At 61.4% G+C, this 20,271-nt stretch carries 20 protein-coding genes; 9 read left to right on the top strand and 11 right to left on the bottom strand.

Annotated elements, in window-relative coordinates:
- The first annotated feature begins 8 nt into the window (after nt 1-8).
- From GH983_RS21005 to GH983_RS20980, 6 genes are read left to right on the top strand one after another with little or no spacing between them, the layout of a single operon-like run.
- Nucleotides 9-1,568, top strand: a complete 1,560-nt coding sequence (locus GH983_RS21005; protein ID WP_153763403.1) for a type II and III secretion system protein family protein — start codon at nt 9-11, stop codon at nt 1,566-1,568.
- A gap of 59 nt (nt 1,569-1,627) precedes the next feature.
- The gene (locus GH983_RS21000) at nt 1,628-2,305 is read left to right on the top strand and encodes a CpaD family pilus assembly protein (RefSeq protein ID WP_054149429.1); all 678 of its coding nucleotides are present in this window, start codon (nt 1,628-1,630) and stop codon (nt 2,303-2,305) included.
- 33 nt (nt 2,306-2,338) lie between these two features.
- Nucleotides 2,339-3,628, top strand: a complete 1,290-nt coding sequence (locus GH983_RS20995; protein ID WP_153763402.1) for a CpaE family protein — start codon at nt 2,339-2,341, stop codon at nt 3,626-3,628.
- Between the two features lie 26 nt (nt 3,629-3,654).
- Complete coding sequence (locus GH983_RS20990; RefSeq protein WP_153763401.1) at nt 3,655-5,139, top strand: CpaF family protein; 1,485 nt, start codon at nt 3,655-3,657, stop codon at nt 5,137-5,139.
- A gap of 5 nt (nt 5,140-5,144) precedes the next feature.
- Nucleotides 5,145-6,161 (top strand): type II secretion system F family protein, encoded by a 1,017-nt coding sequence (locus tag GH983_RS20985; RefSeq protein WP_054149426.1) that lies wholly within the window; start codon nt 5,145-5,147, stop codon nt 6,159-6,161.
- 10 nt (nt 6,162-6,171) lie between these two features.
- Nucleotides 6,172-7,158 carry a type II secretion system F family protein gene (locus tag GH983_RS20980; protein WP_054149425.1) on the top strand — a complete coding sequence of 329 codons (987 nt, stop codon included), beginning with the start codon at nt 6,172-6,174 and terminating at the stop codon, nt 7,156-7,158.
- 18 nt (nt 7,159-7,176) lie between these two features.
- Here the strand turns inward: GH983_RS20980 and GH983_RS24170 are convergent, their stop codons facing one another.
- From GH983_RS24170 to GH983_RS20930, 11 genes are all read right to left on the bottom strand, one after another.
- Entirely contained in the window at nt 7,177-7,332 is a 156-nt protein-coding gene (locus tag GH983_RS24170; protein ID WP_167494934.1) for a hypothetical protein, read from the bottom strand.
- Nucleotides 7,333-7,424: 92 nt separating this feature from the next.
- Entirely contained in the window at nt 7,425-7,886 is a 462-nt protein-coding gene (locus tag GH983_RS20975; RefSeq protein ID WP_153763400.1) for a CoxG family protein, read from the bottom strand.
- Nucleotides 7,887-7,989: 103 nt separating this feature from the next.
- A complete protein-coding gene (pncB, locus tag GH983_RS20970) occupies nt 7,990-9,294 on the bottom strand; it encodes a nicotinate phosphoribosyltransferase (protein ID WP_054149518.1) in 1,305 nt (434 codons plus the stop codon).
- A 139-nt stretch (nt 9,295-9,433) separates the two neighbouring features.
- Nucleotides 9,434-9,730 (bottom strand): hypothetical protein, encoded by a 297-nt coding sequence (locus GH983_RS20965; protein WP_054149423.1) that lies wholly within the window; start codon nt 9,728-9,730, stop codon nt 9,434-9,436.
- A 92-nt stretch (nt 9,731-9,822) separates the two neighbouring features.
- On the bottom strand, nt 9,823-10,785 hold the full coding sequence (locus GH983_RS20960; protein WP_153763399.1) for a glyoxylate/hydroxypyruvate reductase A: 963 nt from the start codon (nt 10,783-10,785) through the stop codon (nt 9,823-9,825).
- 12 nt (nt 10,786-10,797) lie between these two features.
- Nucleotides 10,798-12,426 (bottom strand): ABC transporter ATP-binding protein, encoded by a 1,629-nt coding sequence (locus GH983_RS20955; RefSeq protein ID WP_153763398.1) that lies wholly within the window; start codon nt 12,424-12,426, stop codon nt 10,798-10,800.
- Complete coding sequence (locus GH983_RS20950; RefSeq protein WP_246727593.1) at nt 12,423-12,830, bottom strand: PIN domain-containing protein; 408 nt, start codon at nt 12,828-12,830, stop codon at nt 12,423-12,425. Before GH983_RS20950 ends, GH983_RS20955 begins: the two co-directional genes overlap by 4 nt.
- 80 nt (nt 12,831-12,910) lie before the next feature.
- Nucleotides 12,911-13,159: a hypothetical protein gene (locus GH983_RS20945; RefSeq protein WP_069042597.1), complete on the bottom strand. Its 249-nt coding sequence runs from the start codon at nt 13,157-13,159 to the stop codon at nt 12,911-12,913.
- 67 nt (nt 13,160-13,226) lie between these two features.
- On the bottom strand, nt 13,227-14,363 hold the full coding sequence (locus GH983_RS20940) for an ABC transporter permease (RefSeq protein WP_054149418.1): 1,137 nt from the start codon (nt 14,361-14,363) through the stop codon (nt 13,227-13,229).
- Nucleotides 14,363-15,457, bottom strand: a complete 1,095-nt coding sequence (locus tag GH983_RS20935; protein WP_054149417.1) for a microcin C ABC transporter permease YejB — start codon at nt 15,455-15,457, stop codon at nt 14,363-14,365. The genes GH983_RS20940 and GH983_RS20935 overlap by 1 nt, the downstream gene beginning before the upstream one ends.
- A 142-nt stretch (nt 15,458-15,599) precedes the next feature.
- A complete protein-coding gene (locus tag GH983_RS20930) occupies nt 15,600-17,438 on the bottom strand; it encodes an extracellular solute-binding protein (RefSeq protein ID WP_153763396.1) in 1,839 nt (612 codons plus the stop codon).
- Between the two features lie 187 nt (nt 17,439-17,625).
- Here GH983_RS20930 and mepA point away from each other — a divergent pair, with 187 nt between their 5' ends.
- The 3 genes from mepA (at nt 17,626) to GH983_RS20915 (ending at nt 20,235) form a co-directional block, all read left to right on the top strand.
- Nucleotides 17,626-18,699: a penicillin-insensitive murein endopeptidase gene (mepA, locus tag GH983_RS20925; protein ID WP_153763395.1), complete on the top strand. Its 1,074-nt coding sequence runs from the start codon at nt 17,626-17,628 to the stop codon at nt 18,697-18,699.
- Nucleotides 18,700-18,840: 141 nt separating this feature from the next.
- Nucleotides 18,841-19,167, top strand: coding sequence for a methylglyoxal synthase (locus GH983_RS20920; protein ID WP_371418502.1), 327 nt, complete (start codon nt 18,841-18,843; stop codon nt 19,165-19,167).
- A 27-nt stretch (nt 19,168-19,194) separates the two neighbouring features.
- Nucleotides 19,195-20,235 carry a glucokinase gene (locus GH983_RS20915; protein WP_153763394.1) on the top strand — a complete coding sequence of 347 codons (1,041 nt, stop codon included), beginning with the start codon at nt 19,195-19,197 and terminating at the stop codon, nt 20,233-20,235.
- Nucleotides 20,236-20,271 lie beyond the last annotated feature (36 nt).

The following is a 20,271-nucleotide window of genomic DNA, read 5'->3' as shown; positions in this document are numbered from 1 at the left end:
GACCCATCGTGGCCAGTCTGACACAGAAACTCAAGGTATCGCTGACCGCAAGCATCGCCTTTGCCATGGCGATCACTGGCGCTCCGAGCTCCTTCCTTGACCACGGAACAATGGTGCCTGCCGCAGAGGCTGCGCAGCAGACGGTCTTGCGCATCACCAATTCCGGTCCGGGCGCCCGCCGGGCGGTAAAGCTTGGCCTCAACAAGGCGCTCGTCGTCGACCTGCCCGCAGACGCTCACGACATTCTGGTGGCAGACCCGGTCATGGCCGATGCCGTGACGCGCTCGTCGCGCCGCATCTATCTGTTCGGCAAGATGGTCGGCCAGACCAACATCTTCATCTTCGGCGCCAATGGCGAGGAGATCGTCAGCCTGGACATCCAGATCGAGCGCGATATCTCGGGTCTTGAAACCAATCTGCGCCGCTTCATTCCAGAATCCGACATCAAGGTCGAAATCGTCTCCGACAACATCGTCCTGACAGGCAGCGTGCGTACCCCGCAGGACGCCGCCCGTGCAGCCAGCCTTGCAGAGGCTTTCCTCAAGGGCGGTGAAGCAACGACGCGCAATACGACTGCCACCAGCGAGAGCAGCGGCGACGGCGCTGTGGCGATCTATGCCGAGCAGAGACAGACGTCGCAGATCGTCAATCTCTTGACCATCGAGGGCGAGGACCAGGTGACGCTGAAGGTCACCGTGGCAGAAGTCAGCCGGCAGGTGCTGAAGCAGCTCGGTTTCTCGGGCAGTATCTCCGACGGATCGACCGGCATCAGCTATGCCAATCCGTCGAACCTCGGCAATGCCATCGATCCGACAGGGACGGCTGTGATTTCTGCTGGTATCGGCGGCCTCGGGCTCAATACCTACATCAATGCCATGGAGCAGGCCGGCGTGATGCGCACGCTGGCCGAACCGAGCCTGACCGCAATCTCGGGCGAGCCCGCGAAGTTCTATGTCGGCGGCGAATTCCGACTTGCCGGACCGCAGGAAGTGTCGAGCGACGAAGAAGACGGCATTTCCATCGAACGCACGACGCAGAGCATCGACTACGGCATCGAGTTGAACTTCCGCCCGGTCGTTCTCGCACCTGGTCGTATCAGCCTGCAGATCGAGACCAATGTCTCCGAGCCGACCTGGGAATCCTCGCAGGTCACGGGTAACGTTCTCAACCAGGTCCCGGGCTCGACCTTCCTGTCGATCCGCAAGCGCGAGGCCTCGACCACCGTCGAATTGCCGTCCGGTGGCTCGATCGTGATTGCAGGTCTCGTTCAGGACAATATTCGCCAGGCGATGTCCGGTCTGCCGGGTCTCTCCAAGGTGCCTGTGCTCGGCACGCTGTTCCGCAGCAAGGACTTCCAGCGCAACGAGACAGAACTCGTGATCATCGCGACGCCCTATCTGGTTCGCCCCGTTGCACGCGGCGCCCTGTCGCGACCGGATGACAATTTCAACCCGGAAAACGACGGCGCGACCTTCTTCCTGAACAAGGTGAACAAGGTCTATGGCCGCCGCGAGAACAACCAACCGACCGGCCAGTACCATGGCGCTGTCGGCTTCATCTACAAGTGAACGGCGTGAGGATCGAAATGAAACATTCGGCACGTCAAGTCAGGGAAAGTCGGCCAGCCATGGCATCAGTGGGTCATTCATTCCAGCGTATCCTCCTCGCCGGCCTCGTTCTCGGAACAGCCGTCGCACTTTCGGGTTGCGGCAGCACGAAGGACCGGATGACGACGTCCGCCATCCCCGACGACTACCGCACGCGACATCCCATCATGCTAAGCGAAGTGGAACATACACTCGATGTTCCGATCGCATCCGGCGACCGCAGACTGACGGTTGGCGTGCAGGATTCGATCGCCGGTTTTGCCGCAGACTATCTGTCGGCGTCGACGGGCACGATCCAGGTCATGGTGCCGCACGGCTCGCCGAACTCCGGCGCGGCGTCGGCCATGCGCAAGCAGATCCGCCAGGTCCTGACCACCCGGGGCGTTGCGGCCAACAAGATCATCGAAACGTCTTACCAGGCAGAAGCCAACAGCAATGCGGCCCCTGTCAGGATCAGCTATGTCGCGATCACCGCGATGACAAATCCCTGCGGCGAATGGCCGGAGGACCTGCAGAACAACACCTTCAGCAACAAGAACTATCACAATTTCGGCTGCGCGACGCAGAGCAACCTCGCCGCACAAATCGCCAATCCGATGGATCTCGTCACCCCCCGCGACATGGCTCCGATCGACGCCACCAGGCGCTCGACCGTGATCGGACTTTATCGCCGGGGCGCCGACACCTCCACGAATTGATGCGACTGCGGTCCAAGAGGACAGGATGAGAGCATGAACGCGATCGACTATGACATCGGCGAATCCACTGAGGGATATCGGAGCGCTTCCGAGAGCGTGATCGCAGGCGACGTCGAGAACCTGCGTCCGCTGCCGCGCATCTCGATCCATGCCTTCTGCATCAGCGAAGGCGTGCATCGGACGATGGAGCAATGCGCCGGCGACCGACGCATGGCGCGTGTCAGCATGCGCATCACGCATGGCAATATCGCCGCTGCCGCGAACATGTTCTCCTCGACGCCGACGCCGAACCTCATCATTCTGGAAACCGACGCCGGACCGCGCGACCTGATGACGGAGCTGGCACCGCTGGCCGAAGTCTGCGATCCGAGCTCGCGGGTGATCCTCGTCGGCCGGCACAACGATATCGCGCTCTACCGGGAACTGATCCGCAGCGGCATTTCCGAATACATTGTGGCGCCCTTCACCATGGCCGACATGATGAGTTCCATCGCCTCGATCTTCGTCGACCCGGAGGCCGAGCCGCTCGGCCGCAGCATCGCCTTCATCGGCGCCAAGGGCGGCGTGGGGTCCTCGACCATCGCACATAACTGCGCCTTCGGCATTTCGTCGCTGTTTTCGACGGAGACCGTGCTTGCCGACCTCGATCTGCCTTTCGGCACCGCGAATATCGACTTCGACCAGGATCCGGCCCAGGGCATGGCAGAAGCCGTATTTTCGCCAGAGCGTCTCGACGAGGTCTTTCTCGACCGACTGCTGACGAAATGCGGCCAGAACCTCTCGCTGCTCGCAGCCCCGTCGATGCTCGACCGCGGTTACGACTACGAGGGCGGCGCCTTCCAGCCGATCCTCGACGTTTTGCAGCGGAGCGCTCCCGTGACGGTGCTCGACCTGCCGCATACCTGGGCCGACTGGACCCGTGCTGTGCTCTCCGACGTCGACGAGATCGTCATCACCTGCGCACCGGACCTCGCCAATTTGCGCAACATGAAGAACATGATCGACGCCTTGAAGAAGCTGAGGCCGCAGGACAAGCCGCCGCATCTGATCCTCAATCAGGTGGGCATGCCGAAGCGGCCGGAAATCGCGCCATCCGACTTCTTCGAACCGCTCGAGCTCGATCCGGTCGCAATCATCCCGTTCGACGCCCAGCTTTTCGGCACCGCTGCCAATAGCGGCCGGATGATCAGCGAGATGGACGGGAAATCTCCGACGGCGGAGACATTCTCGCAGCTCGCACATCTCGTGACGGGCCGGGCCACGATCAAGAAACCCAAGAAGGCGGGTCTCGGCTCGTTCATCGAAAAGCTGCGCAAGAAGTAGACCGCTAACAGGAACAGGTAGAGCTCATGTTTGGCAAACGCGGAAACGACGGTTTCGGCAAGGGCGGGGCGGGCGTCGGCACGATCCTGACACAGCCGGCTGCTGCTGCGCCCGCGGCACGCTCCAGCACGCTCATCGAACCCGGCAGCCCGGAGGTCAGCACGCGTCAGCAGGTGACGCCGCCGTCGATGCAGACGCCCGGCCGCAAGAAACCGCCGCGGACAGAAGACTATTACGACACCAAGAGCCAGGTGTTCTCCGCGCTCATCGACACGATCGATCTGTCGCAGCTCGCCAAGCTCGACGGCGAAAGCGCGCGTGAAGAAATCCGCGATATCGTCAACGACATCATCACGATCAAGAATTTCGCGATGTCGATCTCCGAGCAGGAAGAGCTGCTCGAAGACATCTGTAACGACGTTCTGGGTTATGGCCCGCTCGAGCCGCTGCTGGCCCGCGACGACATCGCCGACATCATGGTCAACGGTGCCGGGCAGACCTTCATCGAAGTCGGCGGCAAGACGATCGAATCGGAAATCCGCTTCCGCGACAATTCTCAGCTCCTCTCGATCTGCCAGCGTATCGTCAGCCAGGTCGGTCGTCGCGTCGACGAATCGAGCCCGATCTGCGACGCCCGTCTGCCCGACGGCAGCCGTGTCAACGTCATCGCCCCGCCGCTGGCCATCGACGGTCCGGCGCTTACCATTCGTAAGTTCAAGAAGGACAAGCTGAACCTCGCCCAGCTGGTCAAGTTCGGCGCGATCACGCCGGAAGGCGCAGAAGTGTTGCAGATCATCGGCCGCGTCCGCTGCAACGTGGTCATATCGGGCGGTACCGGCTCGGGCAAGACGACGCTTCTGAACTGCCTGACGGGCTTCATCGACACCGACGAGCGTATCATCACCTGCGAAGACACGGCCGAACTGCAGCTGCAGCAGCCGCATGTCGTACGTCTGGAAACGCGCCCGCCGAACATTGAAGGCGAAGGCGAAATCACCATGCGTGACCTCGTCAAGAACTGCCTGCGTATGCGCCCAGAACGCATCATCGTCGGTGAAGTGCGCGGACCTGAGGTTTTCGACCTTCTTCAGGCGATGAACACAGGTCACGACGGATCAATGGGCACCATCCACGCCAACACGCCGCGCGAATGCCTCAGCCGTATGGAATCGATGATTGCCATGGGCGGCTTCTCGCTGCCAGCCAAAACCGTGCGCGAAATCATCTCCGGCTCTATCGACGTCATCATCCAGGCAGCACGTCTGCGTGATGGTTCGCGCCGCATCACCCACATCACCGAGGTAATCGGGATGGAAGGCGACGTGATCATCACCCAGGACCTGATGCGCTACGAGATGGACGGCGAGGACGCCAACGGCAAGATCATCGGCCGGCACATGTCGACCGGTATCGGCAAGCCGCATTTCTGGGATCGTGCGCGTTATTACAACGAAGATCGTCGACTGGCGGCAGCACTCGACGCCATGGAACAGAAGTCCAAGGGGATCTGACCAGCATGTTCGGCATCGATCCTACCATTCTGGCCATTGTCCTCCTCGCGGCCGTCTCGACAGGCGCGATCGCCTATGGTGTGCTCTATTCGAAGATCGAGACCGAGAAAAAGACGGCAACCCGCATCAACCGCGTGCGGTCTGCCGAAACCGACACCAACCAGATGAAGGCTGCCCGCGACCGCGTGCAGGAGATTTCCAAGCGACGCAAATCGGTGCAGGACTCGCTCAAGGAACTCGAGAAGAAACAACAGCAGGACAAGACCAAGAAGGCCAATGCCGCCAGCCTGAAGGCGAAGCTGGTGCAATCGGGTCTGGCGATTTCCCTGTCCCAGTTCTATATGGTGAGCGTCCTGATAGGACTGGTCGTACTGGCGGTGACGTTCCTTGCGGGCATGGGACCGCTGGTGATCGCAGGTGCCACATTCGTCGCCGCTTTCGGCCTACCCCGCTGGTTCGTCGGGTTTCTCGTTGGCCGTCGCCAGAAGAAGTTTCTCGAAGAATTCCCCAATTCGCTCGACGTCATGACACGTTCCATCCGCTCGGGCCTTCCGCTCAATGACGCAATCCGGATGATTGCGTCGGATGGTCAGGACCCGGTCAAAACGGAGTTTCGGCGCATCGTCGAGTCCCAGCAACTCGGCCTGAGCGTGCCCGATTCCGTGGCCCGCATGCATCAGACCATGCCGCTGAGCGAAGTCAGCTTCTTTGCCATCGTCGTCGCGATCCAGGGCCAGGCGGGCGGCAACCTCTCCGAAGCGCTCTCCAACCTCTCGCGCGTCCTGCGTGACCGCAAGAAGATGAAGGCCAAGGTCAACGCTCTGTCGATGGAAGCGAAGGCATCGGCCGCAATCATTGGCGCACTGCCCTTTATCGTGGCCCTGCTCGTCTACCTGACGTCGCCGGACTACATCATGATCCTGTTCACGGATTCCCGCGGACACCTGATCCTCGGCGTCTCGGCTGTCTGGATGAGCATCGGCCTTCTGGTCATGCGCAACATGATCAACTTCGAGATCTGAGGAGCGGGCGATGACGGAAGACTGGGCCGCACAACTGACAGATCCGACGCTGCTGATCGCCGTTCTCGTGGGGCTCGCGGTGTTCGGCACGTTCTACACCTTCGCCATGCCCTATCTGGAACGTGGCGACCTGAACAAGCGCATGCGTGCTGTCTCGACCGAGCGCGACCTGATCCGCGCACGGGAGCGGGCAAAACTTAACGCCGAAGTTGCCCAGAGCCGGGCATCACTCAGAGCGACGAACAACAAGTCGGTGCGGCATATCGTTGAACGGTTCAACCTGCGCAAGGCGCTGGTGGACGACAACACGGTCGACAAGCTGAAGGCTGCAGGCCTGAGATCACAGAACGCGTTGAACATGTTCCTCGTGGCGCGTTTCCTATTGCCGTTCGGAACACTCGCTCTTACGGCTTTCTGGATCTTCGTGCTCGGCAATCTGGCGGAAAAGGCGCTGCCGATTCGACTCTTCGTCACCATTCTTGGCGGCTATCTCGGCTTCTACCTGCCGAACATCTACGTTTCGAACCGCATCACAAAACGCCAGCAGTCAATCAAGCGCGCCTGGCCGGATGCGCTGGATCTCATGCTGATCTGCGTGGAATCGGGTATCTCGCTGGAGGCTGCAATGCGGCGCGTATCGGACGAGATCGGTGAGCAGTCGCCCGAACTCGCCGAGGAAATGGTGCTGACCACGGCCGAACTTTCATTTCTTCCCGACCGCCGCCAGGCGCTCGAAAATCTTGGCACACGCACGCAGCTCGACGGCGTCAAGAACGTGGTTCAGGCGCTCATTCAGGCCGACCGATACGGTACACCTGTCGCGCAAGCTCTGCGCGTGCTTGCGCAAGAGGGACGCGACGAACGCATGAACGAAGCGGAGAAAAAGGCAGCAGCCCTTCCGCCGAAGCTCACCGTTCCGATGATCCTGTTCTTTCTGCCGGTGCTGATCGCCGTCATTCTGGGCCCCGCAGGGATCCAGGTCTCCGACAGGTTCTGATGGGCCGACTGGCCGCTATCAGTGGACGGTCGCGAGTTCTTCTTCGAGCAGCTTCAGTGCATCCTGCAGCGCTTCAACCAAGATGTCCGTCAGTTCGTCGGATTTGTTCTCGAGAAGCATCAGCTTGACCGCCATGTCCTGCTGCTCGAAATACTGGTCAGGTCCTTCGTTCATCATCATGTCCCCTTAAGGCCGAATCATCTCGGCTGGTTCCACGATGCCGCCGCTTCCTTGTGCCGGGCTTTCACCCGATCCTGCGTCATCCGTCAAGCGTCAGTCTCGACCCCACCGGTCACTGCGGAATTGAAGTTCGAGAAAAACTCGCCTGCGAGCTTCTTCGAGGTCGATTCGATCAGACGGCTTCCCAACTGGGCGATCTTGCCGCCGACCTCGGCCTTTACCGTAAAGGTGAGCAAGGTCGCTCCGTCCTCTTCCGGTGTCAGGGTCACATCTGCACCACCCTTGGCAAAGCCGGCAAGGCCACCCTTGCCTTCGCCTGATATCGTATAGGAATGCGGCGGATTGAGATTGTGCAGCTCGACGGCCCCTTCGAACTTTGCCTTGATCGGCCCGATCTTCAGAACGACCTTGGCGGCCATCTGACTGTCAGAGGTCTTTTCCAGGCTTTCGCAGCCCGGAATGGACTGCTTGAGGATTTCGGGATCGTTCAGCGCACGCCAGACGGTTTCCACCGGCGCCTCGATGCGCTCGCTGCCTTGCATGTCCATCCGGTCGTCCTCCCTTGCAGATCGCGGGCTCCCTCCCGCAGTCCCAGACTGCATGGCGAAGGCGGCGGATGCAAGACTGCTAAAGCATCAGTGCAACCGACCGTCAGACGAGTACGGCCTGCTCGACGCGGTCCTGAGAGCCGAAGAAGCGGAGGTAACGCTCGACTTCCTGCGGATCCCCGGTCGCCTTGCGCGGGTTGTCGGAAAGCTTGACCGCCGGGCGACCGTTGGCTTCCGAGACCTTGCAGACAATGGAAATCGGCTTTAGGCCAGCGATCTCCACGGGCGCGCAGCCGGCGAAATCATTGGTGAGATTGGTACCCCAGCCGAAGGACATGCGAACGCGGCCGGCGAAATGGCGGTAGGTGTCGATGATCGCGTCGACGTCCAGACCGTCCGAGAAGATCAGGAGCTTCTTGCGCGGATCGCGGCCCATCTTCTTCCACCATTCGATGATCTTCTCGCCGCCTTCGATCGGGGGCGCGCTATCCGGTCGGAAACCGGTCCAGTCGGCGACCCATTCCGGTGCATGCTGGAGAAAGGACGTGGTGCCGTAAGCATCAGGCAAAACAATCAGCAGATTGCCGCCGTAGAGGCGATTCCAGTCTTTCAACACCTGATAAGGGGCTGCGGCCAGTTGCTCATCGGTCTTTGCCAGTGCTGCAACGACCATGGGCAATTCATGGGCATTGGTACCGACGGCTTCGAGATCGGAATCCATGGCAAGCAGCACATTGCTCGTGCCGGTGAAGGCCGGGCCGATACCTTCCTTCAAGGCTTCCACGCACCAGCGCTGCCAGAGGAAGCTGTGCCGGCGGCGGGTGCCGAAGTCGGAAATGCGCAGACCCGGCAATTCGCCTAGGCGCTCGACCTTCGACCACATCTTCGCCTTGGCACGCGCATAGAGCACGTCCAGAGTGAAATAGCCGAGCGAGCGCATGGCGGCCCGCGAGCGCAGCTCGTTTATGATGGCAAGCGCCGGAATTTCCCACAGCGTGGTTTCCATCCAGGAGCCGTGGAAGGTCAATTCGTATTGGCCATCGCGCTTGGAAAGTTCGTATTCAGGGAGCTGGAGATTGCCGAGCCAGGCGAGGAATTCAGGCTCGAAGATCTGAGCGCGACCGTAAAACGTGTTACCGGCCAGCCAGATCATTTCCTTTTTTGTCAACCGCAGCGAACGAACATGATCGAGCTGGTCGCGCAACTCCTGCTCGTCGATCTCGTCGGCGAGCCTGACCGAGGTCGTGCGATTGATGAGCGTGAAGGTCGCGTTCACCTGCGGATAGAGCTTCCAGATCATCTGGAGCATCAGCAGTTTGTAGAAGTCCGTATCGATCAGGCTGCGGATGATGGGATCGAGCTTCCAGGCATGATTGTAAACCCTGGTCGCGATATCTGTCTTGGTCATGATCGATTGCCTTGCCATCCGCAGGGGGACTGCGGGGGACGGCCGAAACGCTTCGGCCGTTTCCGCTGCAGTTATCGGCAATCACCGGAGGAATGTCCAGAGAGCGCCATTACGCCGCTCTCCGCAAGATTTAACCGAATTACTGGCTGGGTGTCGGGCTGGACTCCGGCACGATCTGACCCTGGCCGTTGTTCTCGCTCGGCGACGGGGCCGTCTGCTCGACCGGCTGATTTGCCGGCTCACTCGGTGCAATCGAATTGCCCCACCATTCGGCCGGGATCCAGACGAGCATGGCGAGGATCAGCCCGCCGAGCAGCACGATGAGGACCGGTTTGCCTTTAGAGCCCTGACGCGCATCCGTCGGCGTCATCGGTTCCGGCTTCAGGCCCCGCGTTCGGCGGTCGGTCGTGTCTGGAAGATCGGTTCGGCTGCTCATGTCGTTGCTCCCTGTGTCCTGAGGCGCGCAAAGCGCGAATTCTCAGGGGAAACGGGAGCTCCAGCGGGTTTGTTCCCGCAATTCTCGGGCGGCTAGTAACCAGCTGTCCGGTCGACAACGAATTCAAGGGGCTTGCCAGCCTCGAACAGGCCGATCTGCGCTTCGACATGGCGGAAGAGCGCACGAACATCGGAGGCGGCTGCGGCGTGGGGCGTCACGATCACGTTCGGCATCGACCAAAGCGGGCTGTCGGAATCGAGCGGCTCCTTTTCGAACACATCGAGGGACGCCGCCTTCAGCGTGCCGTCCTTGAGGCATTCGACCAGCTCTGCTTCCTTCTGGCTCCCGCCGCGACCGGCATTGAGAAAGATTGGACCGCCCAGGGGGCCGGAGCGACGCAGCTTGGAAAACAGAGCGCGGTCGTAGATGCCGCGTGTATCGTCCGTCAGCGGCAGCAGGCCGACCAGGATATCGGTGCGGCCGAGGAAGGCGTCGAGCCCGTTTGCATCGAAGGTTTCGACGCCATCGATCTCTTTTTCGCGACGAGACCAGCCTATGACATCGAAGCCGATGATCTTGAGCTTGTGAACGGCATCTGCGCCCAAGACCCCGAGGCCCATGACGCCGACCGTGACATCCCGGGCTTCCGGTTGATCGGCAATCTCATGCCAGACGCGATGCTGCTGCTGGCCAGCATAGGCAATGCCGTTGCGCAGATGATGGAGGCATTGCCAGACGACCCATTCGCTCATGCGGTCCGTCAGGCTGCGATCGACAAAACGGACGATCGGGAGATCCGGCAGTTCATAGGCCGAGAGGATGTGATCGACACCGGCACCGCCGGAGAAGATGGCCGTGAGCCCGGTTGCACGACGGAAAAGGGCCGGATCCGGTTTCCAGACCACGGCGAATTCGGCATCCGATAGGTCTCGGTCCGCATGCGCCGGGTCACCCATGTCGATAACCGGACGATCGGGGAAGGCCGAGCGAAGAGCATTGACGACGCTTTCGCGCGCAAAGCGGAGATCGACGACGACGGGGCGTTTTTCGGACATTGCAGACTCACATTATTGGCGGATGCCGCCGGCTTCGACGGCTTCGAGATTGAAGGCGGCGGCCATCAGGGCGCGGGTATAGTCGGCCTTGGGGGCGGCGAAGACCTCTGCGGCCGGACCTGTCTCCACCACCTTGCCGCCGCGCATGACGATCAGCTCATTGGCCAGCGCCTTCACGACCTTCAGGTCATGACTGATGAAGAGATAGGCGAGGTCGTGTTTGGCCTGAAGATCGCGAAGGAGATCGACCACCTGGGCCTGGACGGTCATGTCGAGGGCGGAGGTGGGTTCATCGAGCATGACGAAACGGGGTTTCAGCACCATGGCGCGGGCGATCGCGATGCGTTGGCGTTGGCCGCCGGAGAATTCATGTGGGTAGCGCCAGCGGGTGGCGGGGTCGAGGCCGACTTCCTCCAGCGCCCATGCAACGCGGCTGTCGCGCTCGTCTGCCGTCAGCTGCTTTTCGTGAACCTTCAGACCTTCCGCGATGATCTCGCCCACGGACATGCGCGGGCTGAGCGAACCGAAGGGGTCCTGAAAGACGATCTGCAGGCGATCGCGCAGCGGCCGCATCTCGCTGTAGGAGAAGGCATCGATGTCCTTGCCGATGAAGCTGATGCGCCCCTTCGAGGAGATGAGGCGTGAAAGGGCAAGACCGAGCGTCGTCTTGCCGGAGCCGGATTCGCCGACGACGCCGAGCGTCTGGCCGGCGCGGAGCGTGAGATCCACGCCATCGACGGCCTTCACGTGATCGACTGTGCGGCGCAGGAAGCCGGCCTTGATCGGGAACCAGACACGGATGTCTTTGCCCTGCATGACAACAGGCTTTGTCTCGTCCAGGACAGGCGGTTCGCCGCGCGGCTCCGAGGCGAGCAGCTTCTTCGTGTAAGCATGCTGTGGCCGTTCGAAGATATCCTCGACGGCGCCGGCCTCGACGATCTTGCCCTTGGTCATGACGCAGACGCGATCGGCGAACTTGCGGACGATGCCGAGATCATGGGTGATGAAGAGCATGGACATGCCGTGCTCGGACTTGAGGCGCCCCAGGAGTTCCAGGATCTGGGCCTGCACGGTGACGTCGAGAGCGGTGGTCGGTTCGTCGGCGATCAGAAGCTTCGGCCTGTTGGCGAGCGCCATGGCGATCATCACGCGCTGGCGCTGGCCGCCAGAGAGTTCATGCGGGAAGGCTGTCAGCCGCTTTTCCGGCTCGCGGATGCCAACCTGGTGCAGAAGTTCGAGCACGCGGGCGCGGGCGGGTGCGCCTTCGAGACCCTGATGGAGCGCCAGGATTTCGCCGATCTGCCGCTCGATCGAGTGAAGCGGATTGAGCGAGGTCATAGGCTCCTGGAAGATCATGGTGATGTCGTTGCCGCGCACCGCGCGGAGCTCGGGCTCGCTGGCGGTCATCAGATCGCGTCCGTCGAACAGGATCTGACCGGATGGGTGGCTCGCTGCCGGATAGGGCAGGAGCTTCAGGACCGAGGCGGCGGAGACCGATTTGCCGGAGCCGGATTCGCCAACCAAAGCAACGATCTCGCCGCGCTGGATGTCGAACGAGACACGGTCGACCGCCAGGCTCTCGCGGCCACCCTGGTGGAAGGCGACGGAAAGATCGCGCACGGAGAGCAAGGGTTCGGTCATGCGGTGAGGCTTTCGATCAGGGAGGTTAGAGAGCGGGCGTCCAAGCGGCAAACTTCAAACAAGTCAGGCTCTTTTGAGGACGAATTTGTCACAGAGCTGGAGATGCCTTGGTCATCGGTCAAGAAATGCGTGGTGGCGACAGCGAGAGCTGATGCGACATGGATGGCATCTGGCAGTTTCAGGCTGTTCCGGCGCGCCCGCAATTGTGCGGCGGTATCCAGAATGCTGCTCGCTACGGGAACGATCTGCAGCCACGGCAGACCCGAGCCCCAAGCCCTGTAGACTTCAACGAGCCTCATATCGCCATCGCCCAATGGCTTCACCAGCAGTTCCGAGATGGTCAACGCGCTCGTAGACAAGATCGCGCTCGGTCGAGATGATGCCTTGCTGGTCAAGTTTCGCATCAAGTCACGTAGAGGGCCATCACCCTCAACGAGCAAGATCGCAGCATTCGTGTCGAGGTGGATTTGGTGCCGTTGCGGCATCAGTCGTCCCATTCGTCGCGAAGTTCCCGAATACGCGCCACAGCTTCAGCGGCCGTAACGCGGCGGTCGTCCTGGCGACGGTAGGCCTCTACTTTTTTCATGAACTCTTCAAAGCTCGTTTTGGCCGGGCTCGGGGCGTTGCCTTCCATCTCCAGCACGACGCGCACTGTGCCGCCCGCTTCCAACCCCTCCCTCAGGTCGGCAGGCAGATTCTCAACCGGATAATGCTCTCTGACGATCTTGTTCATCGCATCATGCTCCTGATCAGGCCTGCGCCCATCATGCCACAGATGCTGTCTTTTGACGAACCCGCGCTCATCGGAAGGTTTTCCTGGGATCAAACGCATCGCGGACGGCTTCGCCGACGAAAATCAGGAGCGAGAGCATGATCGACATGGTGAAGAAGGCGGTGAGGCCGAGCCAGGGGGCCTGGAGGTTGCGTTTGCCTTGCGCGATCAGTTCACCGAGCGATGGCGAGCCGGGCGGCATGCCGAAGCCGAGGAAGTCGAGCGAGGTGAGCGTGGTGATCGAACCCGAAAGGATGAAAGGCAGGAAGGTGAGCGTTGCGACCATGGCGTTCGGCAGGAGATGGCGGAACATGATCGTCCAATTGCCAACGCCGAGCGCCCGGGCCGCATTCACATATTCGAAATTTCGCGCGCGCAGGAATTCGGCGCGCACGATGCCGACGAAGCCGACCCAGGAGAAAAGCAGCATGATGCCGAGCAGCACGAAGAAGCCGGGCGGCAGGATGGCCGCGATGATCAGCAGGATGTAGAGAACCGGCATGGACGACCAGATCTCGATGAAGCGCTGCATCAGGAGATCGGTCCAGCCGCCGAAATAGCCCTGCACGGCACCAGCCGTGACGCCGATCGCAGCGGAGGCAAGCGTAAGTACCAGGCCAAAGAGGATCGAGATGCGGAAGCCGTAGATCATGCGCGCCATGACGTCGCGGGCCTGATCATCCGTGCCGAGCCAGTTCATGTTGCCGAGCACGCAGTTCGGATCCTCGGCCTTCAGCGGATAGGCGGCGCAGCGGGTCTCCTTGTCCATCAGCCAGAAGGGCGCTGTTGGTGCCGAATGCGGGACCTCGGAATTGACCGTGCGGTAGGAATAGCGGATCGGTGGCCAGACCATCCAGCCATTCGCGTTGATCTCGTCGGATATGAAGGGCGAGCGATAATCGGTGACGGCAAGGAAGCCGCCGAACTTCTCTTCCGGGTAGTCGACGATGACGGGGAAGAGGATTTCGCCCTTGTAGGAGGCGATAACAGGTTTGTCGTTGGCGATGAACTCGGCAAACAGGCTGAGCACGAACAGAACCATGAAGATCCAGAAGGACCAGAAGCCACGGCGGTTCGCCTTGAAGTTCTCGAGCCTTCGGCGGTTCGTTGGGTTCAGCCAGCCCTTCTTCGGCGGGGCAATGATGGTGGTTTCGACGGCGGACATCAGACGTCCCTCCGGTCGAAATCGATGCGCGGATCGATCCAGGTGTAGATCAGGTCGGAAATCAGGCCGATCACGAGGCCCATCAACGAGAAGATGTAGAGTGTCGCAAAGACGATCGGATAGTCGCGGTTGACGATGGCGAGATAACCGAGGCGGCCGAGGCCATCGAGCGAGAAGATGTTTTCGATCAAAAGCGAGCCGGTGAAGAAGGCGGAGATGAAGGCACCCGGCAGGCCGGCGATGACGATGAGCATGGCGTTGCGAAAGACATGGCCATAGAGCACCTGGCGCTCGCCAAGGCCCTTTGCCCGGGCCGTGACGACATATTGCTTCTTGATCTCGTCGATGAAGGAGTTCTTCGTCAGCAGCGTGGTCGTAGCAAAGGCCGAGAGCAGGAGTGCTGTGAGCGGCAGAGCGAGATGCCAGAAGTAGTCGAGGATCTTCTGCCACCAGGAGAGTTGGTCGAAATTGTCGGAGGTGAGGCCGCGGAGCGGGAACCAGTCGAAGAAGGATCCGCCGGCGAAAAGCACGATCAGAAGGATGCCGAAGAGGAAGCCGGGAACGGCGTAGCCGACGACGATGATGCCTGATGTCCAGACATCGAAGCGGGAGCCGTCGGCGACCGCCTTGCGGATGCCGAGCGGGATCGAAATCGCGTAGGAGATCAGGAGCACCCAGAGGCCAAGCGAAATGGACACCGGCAGCTTCTCGATGATCAGGTCGATGACGGAAGTGTTGCGGAAAAAGCTCTCGCCGAAATCGAAGCGGATGTAGTTCCACATCATCTCGAGAAAACGCTCGAGCGGCGGCTTGTCGAAACCGAATTGCTTTTCGAGCTTGGCGATCAGTTCCGGATCGAGGCCCTGGGCGCCGCGATAGCGGGAGCCCCCCTCCTCTGCACCGGCGGACTGGCCCAGCATGTCCCCACCGCCTGACAGGCGCGCATCCGCGCCATCAGCCTGGCCGCTGAGCTGTGCAATGACCTGCTCGACGGGGCCGCCCGGGGCGAACTGGATAACGATGAAGGAGATGCCCATGATACCGATCATTGTGGGTATCATCAGCAGCAGACGCCGGAGAATATAAGCGGTCATGCGCGGCGCCCCCGTTCAGGATCACATCTGCCCACGATGTCCAGGCTCGTTTGGTCAGCCAATATCAGCCGCTCCGTTTTCCAGCGATTCGTTCCCTCCATTCCTAGAGTCTCACACAAGAGGCGCAAGCCCCGAGCCGGAATCACGGAGCCTTGGCCCACCAGATCGAGGGGAAGCCGGTGCTGTAGGTCGGGAGCTCGGCGGGGTGCTCGAACTTGTCCCAGAAGGCGTAGCGTGCCGTACCGCCGTAATAGAGCGGAATGACGTAGTCATGGGCTAGCAGCACACGGTCCATGGCCTTGGTTGCGGCGACCTGCTCCGCGCGGTCGGCCGGGAAGATGATCTTCTCGATCAGGGCGTCCACAGCCGGATCGGCAATGCCGGCATAATTCTGCGAGCCTTCACGATTGACGGATGTCGACCCCCAGTAGTCGCGCTGCTCGTTGCCGGGGTTGAGCGTCTGAGCCCATACGGTCCAGGTCATGTCGTAATCGAAGCTTCGAGTTCGATTGGTATATTGCGAGGGATCGACCGTGCGGACCGACATTTCCACCCCAATCTTGCGCAATTGCTGTTGGTAGGGGACCGCGACCACCTCAAGCTGGGGGCTGGACAACAGGAGCTCGAAGCGGAAGGGCTGGCCGGTCTGCGCGTTGACCATGGCATTGCCACGAAGTTCATAGCCTGCCTGTTTGAAGAGCTCGACGGCCTTGCGCAAATTGTCGCGAGACGCCTGCGGTGAACCGCCGACAGGGTTCGTGTAGGGCGTATCGAAGACCGAAGCGGGAACCTTGTCCTTAAGAGCGGTCAGCAGTTCGAGTTCCTGGCCTTGAGGCAGCCCGCTGGAAGCAAGTTCGGTTCCGTTGAAAAAGCTGCTGACGCGGAAATAGGCATTGTAAAAGACGGTGCGGTTCAATTCCTCGAAGTCGAGCGCGTAGTTGAGCGCCTTGCGGACCCGCTGGTCCTTGAACATCTCGCGCCGCATGTTCGGCACCAGCGCCTGCATCACGCCCGTCGCACGGAAGGGATTTTCATATTCCTCCTTCTTGACGCGGCCATCCTGTGCGGCCGGAAAATCGAAGCCAGTCGCCCAGCGCGCGGCCCGCGTCTCCTGCCAGAAGTCTGTGTTGCCGGAACGGAAGGCCTCGAACTCGACGTCTCGATCGCCGAACATCGTGTAGCTGATGTTCTTGAAGTTGTTGTAGCCCAGATTGACGTTGAGATCCTTGCCCCAGTAGTCGTCCCGCAGTTCGTAGCGGATGGTCGAGCCAGCCGTGAACTCGGCGATCTTGTAGGGCCCCGACCCCATCACCGGCTCCAGCGTGGTCCGTCCAATATCCCGAGACTGTCCATCAGCCCCGCTTGCCTCCCACCAGTGCTTCGGGACAACCGGGAACTGGCCAAGAATCATCGGCAGTTCCCGGTTGTTCGTCTGGTCGAAGCGGAATGTGACGTCACGATCGCCCGTCTTCTCAGCTGCAACCACATGGCTGTAATAGCTCATGTAGAGCGGGTTCAATTCCTTGAGCTTCTCAAAGCTGAAAATGACGTCTTCCGGCTTGACGGGCTCACCGTCAGCGAAGCGGGCCTCGGCGCGGAGACGGAAGGTTGCGCTCGATATGTCTTTGGGGAATGAGACGCCTTCTGCGAGCAACCCGTAGCCGGTGGAAATCTCGTCACTCGTGTCTTTCAGAAGCGTATCGAAGACGTTGATCAGGCCGGGTGCGGCTTCGCCCCTGTCGAGCACCGGGTTGAAGCTGTCGAAGGTTCCGGTCGACGACATGCGCAAGGTGCCGCCCTTCGGCGCTTGCGGATTGACGTAATCGAAATTGGCAAAGCCGGGCGCATATTTGAGCTCGCCCAGAAGCGAGACGCCATGGCGGAACGGCTCTGCGTTTTCCTGCGCCATCGCATGAGACGGCGCAAACGCCAAGACTGCCATAAAGCCCCAGATTGCGAAGCTCGACTTGTTGCGATCCATCCGCCTATTTCCCCGTATCTGCTTTTGTTGCGAAGCAGGATAGGGCAAAACCAGGCAAAAAACAGGGGACTGACAGAGATGTGAGCGCCGGGCCTTCCGCAGATTCACCCCAATTCCGTTTCAGGCTAGAGTGACCTGTGATTCACCCGGCCATCCGGCGGGGAGCGAATCCGGACCGACCGGGGACATGCACACGATGAACAAAACCAGGGGCGCACGCCCGCTCGCCATGGCACTGACGTTTGCCTGCGCATTCGCGACCGTCGTCAGCGATACGGCATCCGCCGAAGGACGTCCGGCCAAGGAGCTCTTCGGCGGCATGGCGCTGCCGGCCAAGGCTGCCCCCTCCCCTTATGGTTCCTATGCCAAGGGCTGCATTGCCGGCGCCGTCGCCATTCCAACCGATGGACCAACCTGGCAGGCGATGCGCCTGTCGCGCAATCGTCGCTGGGGTCATCCCGAGATGATCACGCTCCTCGAGCGTTTCTCAAAAGATGCAGTGCAGCTCGGCTGGGGCTCGGGCATCCTGATCGGCGACATCTCGCAACCGCGCGGCGGGCCGATGCTTTCAGGCCATGCCTCGCATCAGATAGGGCTTGATGCCGATATCTGGTTCACGCCGAAGCCAGCCAATGCGCTTTCCCCGCAGCAGCGCGAGGACCTGCCGTTCACCTCCATGCTGGAGAAGGACAAGTTCCTGACCGTCGACAAGCGTCTCTGGACCAATACCCACGCACGCCTCGTCGTGCAGGCCGCGAGCTATCCGCAGGTGGAGCGCATCTTCGTCAATCCGGCGATCAAGAAGAAGCTCTGCGACACCTGGACCGGTGACCGCGCGGTCCTCGGCAAGATCCGGCCGATCTATGGCCATGACGCGCATTTCCATATCCGCATGCGCTGCCCTGACGGTGCTACCGGCTGCAAGCCGCAGGCGGCCGTGCCGCCCGGCGACGGCTGCGACAAGTCGCTGGCCTGGTGGTTCACCAAGGAGCCTTGGGCAGCACCGAAGAAAGACCCCAACGCAAAGCCAGCGCCGAAGCCCCGAGCCATGCAGGTCGCCGATCTCCCCAAGGCCTGCGCCCTGGTTCTCGACGCGCGTGGACCGTCGAGCGAGTACGAGGTGACCTATCAGGCAGCGGGTGGGTCGATGCCCGGCAGCGCTGCGTCGGCGTTCGCGGCACCGCCGGTCGCGACGATGGCTGAGCCTTTCGAATTGCCCACCATCGTTCCGGTTCCCCCCGCTCGGCCGGCCGGTTGGTGAAGGCAGGTTCCGCAGGGTGCTTTTCAAGTGATCCTGGCTGCGCTAGATGGGTCTATCAAATCGATTTAAATCAGCTGGGGTCCCCTCTTGAGCCGCACCCGTTGCATCGCCCTGATCGCGCATGACCAGAAGAAGGACGACATGGCGGATTTCGCCCGGCGTCACCAGGCAAAGCTCATGGGCTGGCGGATCGTGGCGACCGGCACGACGGGTGGACGGATCAAGGATGCTGTCCCCGAGCTCGATGTGACGCGGCTGAAAAGCGGTCCGCTCGGCGGCGACCAGCAGATCGGCGCATTGATCTCCACAGGTGAAGTGGACATGCTCGTCTTCTTCGTCGACCCCTTGACTCCCATGCCCCATGATGTGGATGTCAAGGCGCTAATGCGGCTGGCGACCGTCTATGACATTCCGATGGCGCTGAACCTCGCAACCGCCGACATCCTGATGCAGACCCTGACTGCCTGAGCAGCGGGGCCCAAGACCGGACAGACCATGGCCCAGACACATCGCGACGACACCCTCCCCTTTCCGATTCTGATCGGTGACATCGGCGGCACCAATGCGCGCTTCTGGATCCTGCTTGACGAAAGCGGCGAGAAGATGAGCTTCCCCAATGTGGTGAACAAGGATTTCGCCACGATCGACGACGCCATCCGCGCGAGTGTTCTGGAGACGACCAGCCACAAGCCGCGCTCGCTGATCCTGGCGCTGGCTGGCCCGATCAAGGGCGACGAAGTGCCGCTCACCAACTGCCCGTGGGTGGTGCGCCCTAAGGTGCTGATGGCTGATCTCGGTTTTGCCGAAGTGCTGCTGCTCAATGATTTCGAGGCCCAGGCGCTGGCTGCGGCGACGCTCGGCGTCGACGATCGGCAGCATCTCGGTTCGCTCAGCGAGGCCCCGCTCGGCTCACGCGTCGTGCTCGGCCCCGGCACGGGGCTCGGCGTTGCCGGTCTGGTCCGGGCGCGCGACATGTGGTTTCCGGTTCCAGGCGAAGGTGGACATGTCGACGTCGGCCCGCGCACCAGCCGCGATCACCAGATCTGGCCGCATCTGACCCCGGTCCGCGACCCCAACGCCACGCTCGGCCGGATTTCGGCGGAAGAACTGCTCTCCGGGCGCGGCCTGATGAATGTCTACCGTGCGCTTTGCAAGGCGGAGGGGAACCTGACGCCGCGTTACGAGGATCCGGCACAGGTTTCGTCTGCCGGTATTGCCGGGGCAGATGCGCTGGCGGGCGAGGCGCTCAGCCTGTTTGCAACCTATCTCGGTCGGGTTGCCGGCGATCTAGCCCTGATCTTCATGGCCAAGGGCGGCGTGTTCCTCGCCGGCGGCATATCGCCGAAAATCCTGCCGGCGCTGCAGAGCGGCGAATTCCGCGCCGCCTTCGAGGACAAGGCGCCGCATCAGGCTCTGCTGCACAGCATTCCGACCTTTGTCGTGACCCATCCGCAGGCGGCCCTGCATGGCCTTGCCGCCTTTGCGACGGCACCTTCGGATTTCGGGCTTGCGACCGAGGGGCGCCACTGGCGCTGAGCGGACCTGCCCCGCTATGGTCAAAGGCGCTGCGAC

The sequence above is a fragment of the Agrobacterium sp. MA01 genome, assembly GCF_009650195.1.
In the GTDB taxonomy this organism is placed as follows: domain Bacteria; phylum Pseudomonadota; class Alphaproteobacteria; order Rhizobiales; family Rhizobiaceae; genus Allorhizobium.
Note: the sequence above shows the minus strand (reverse complement) of the source record. Positions and strands in the feature narration are given on the sequence as shown.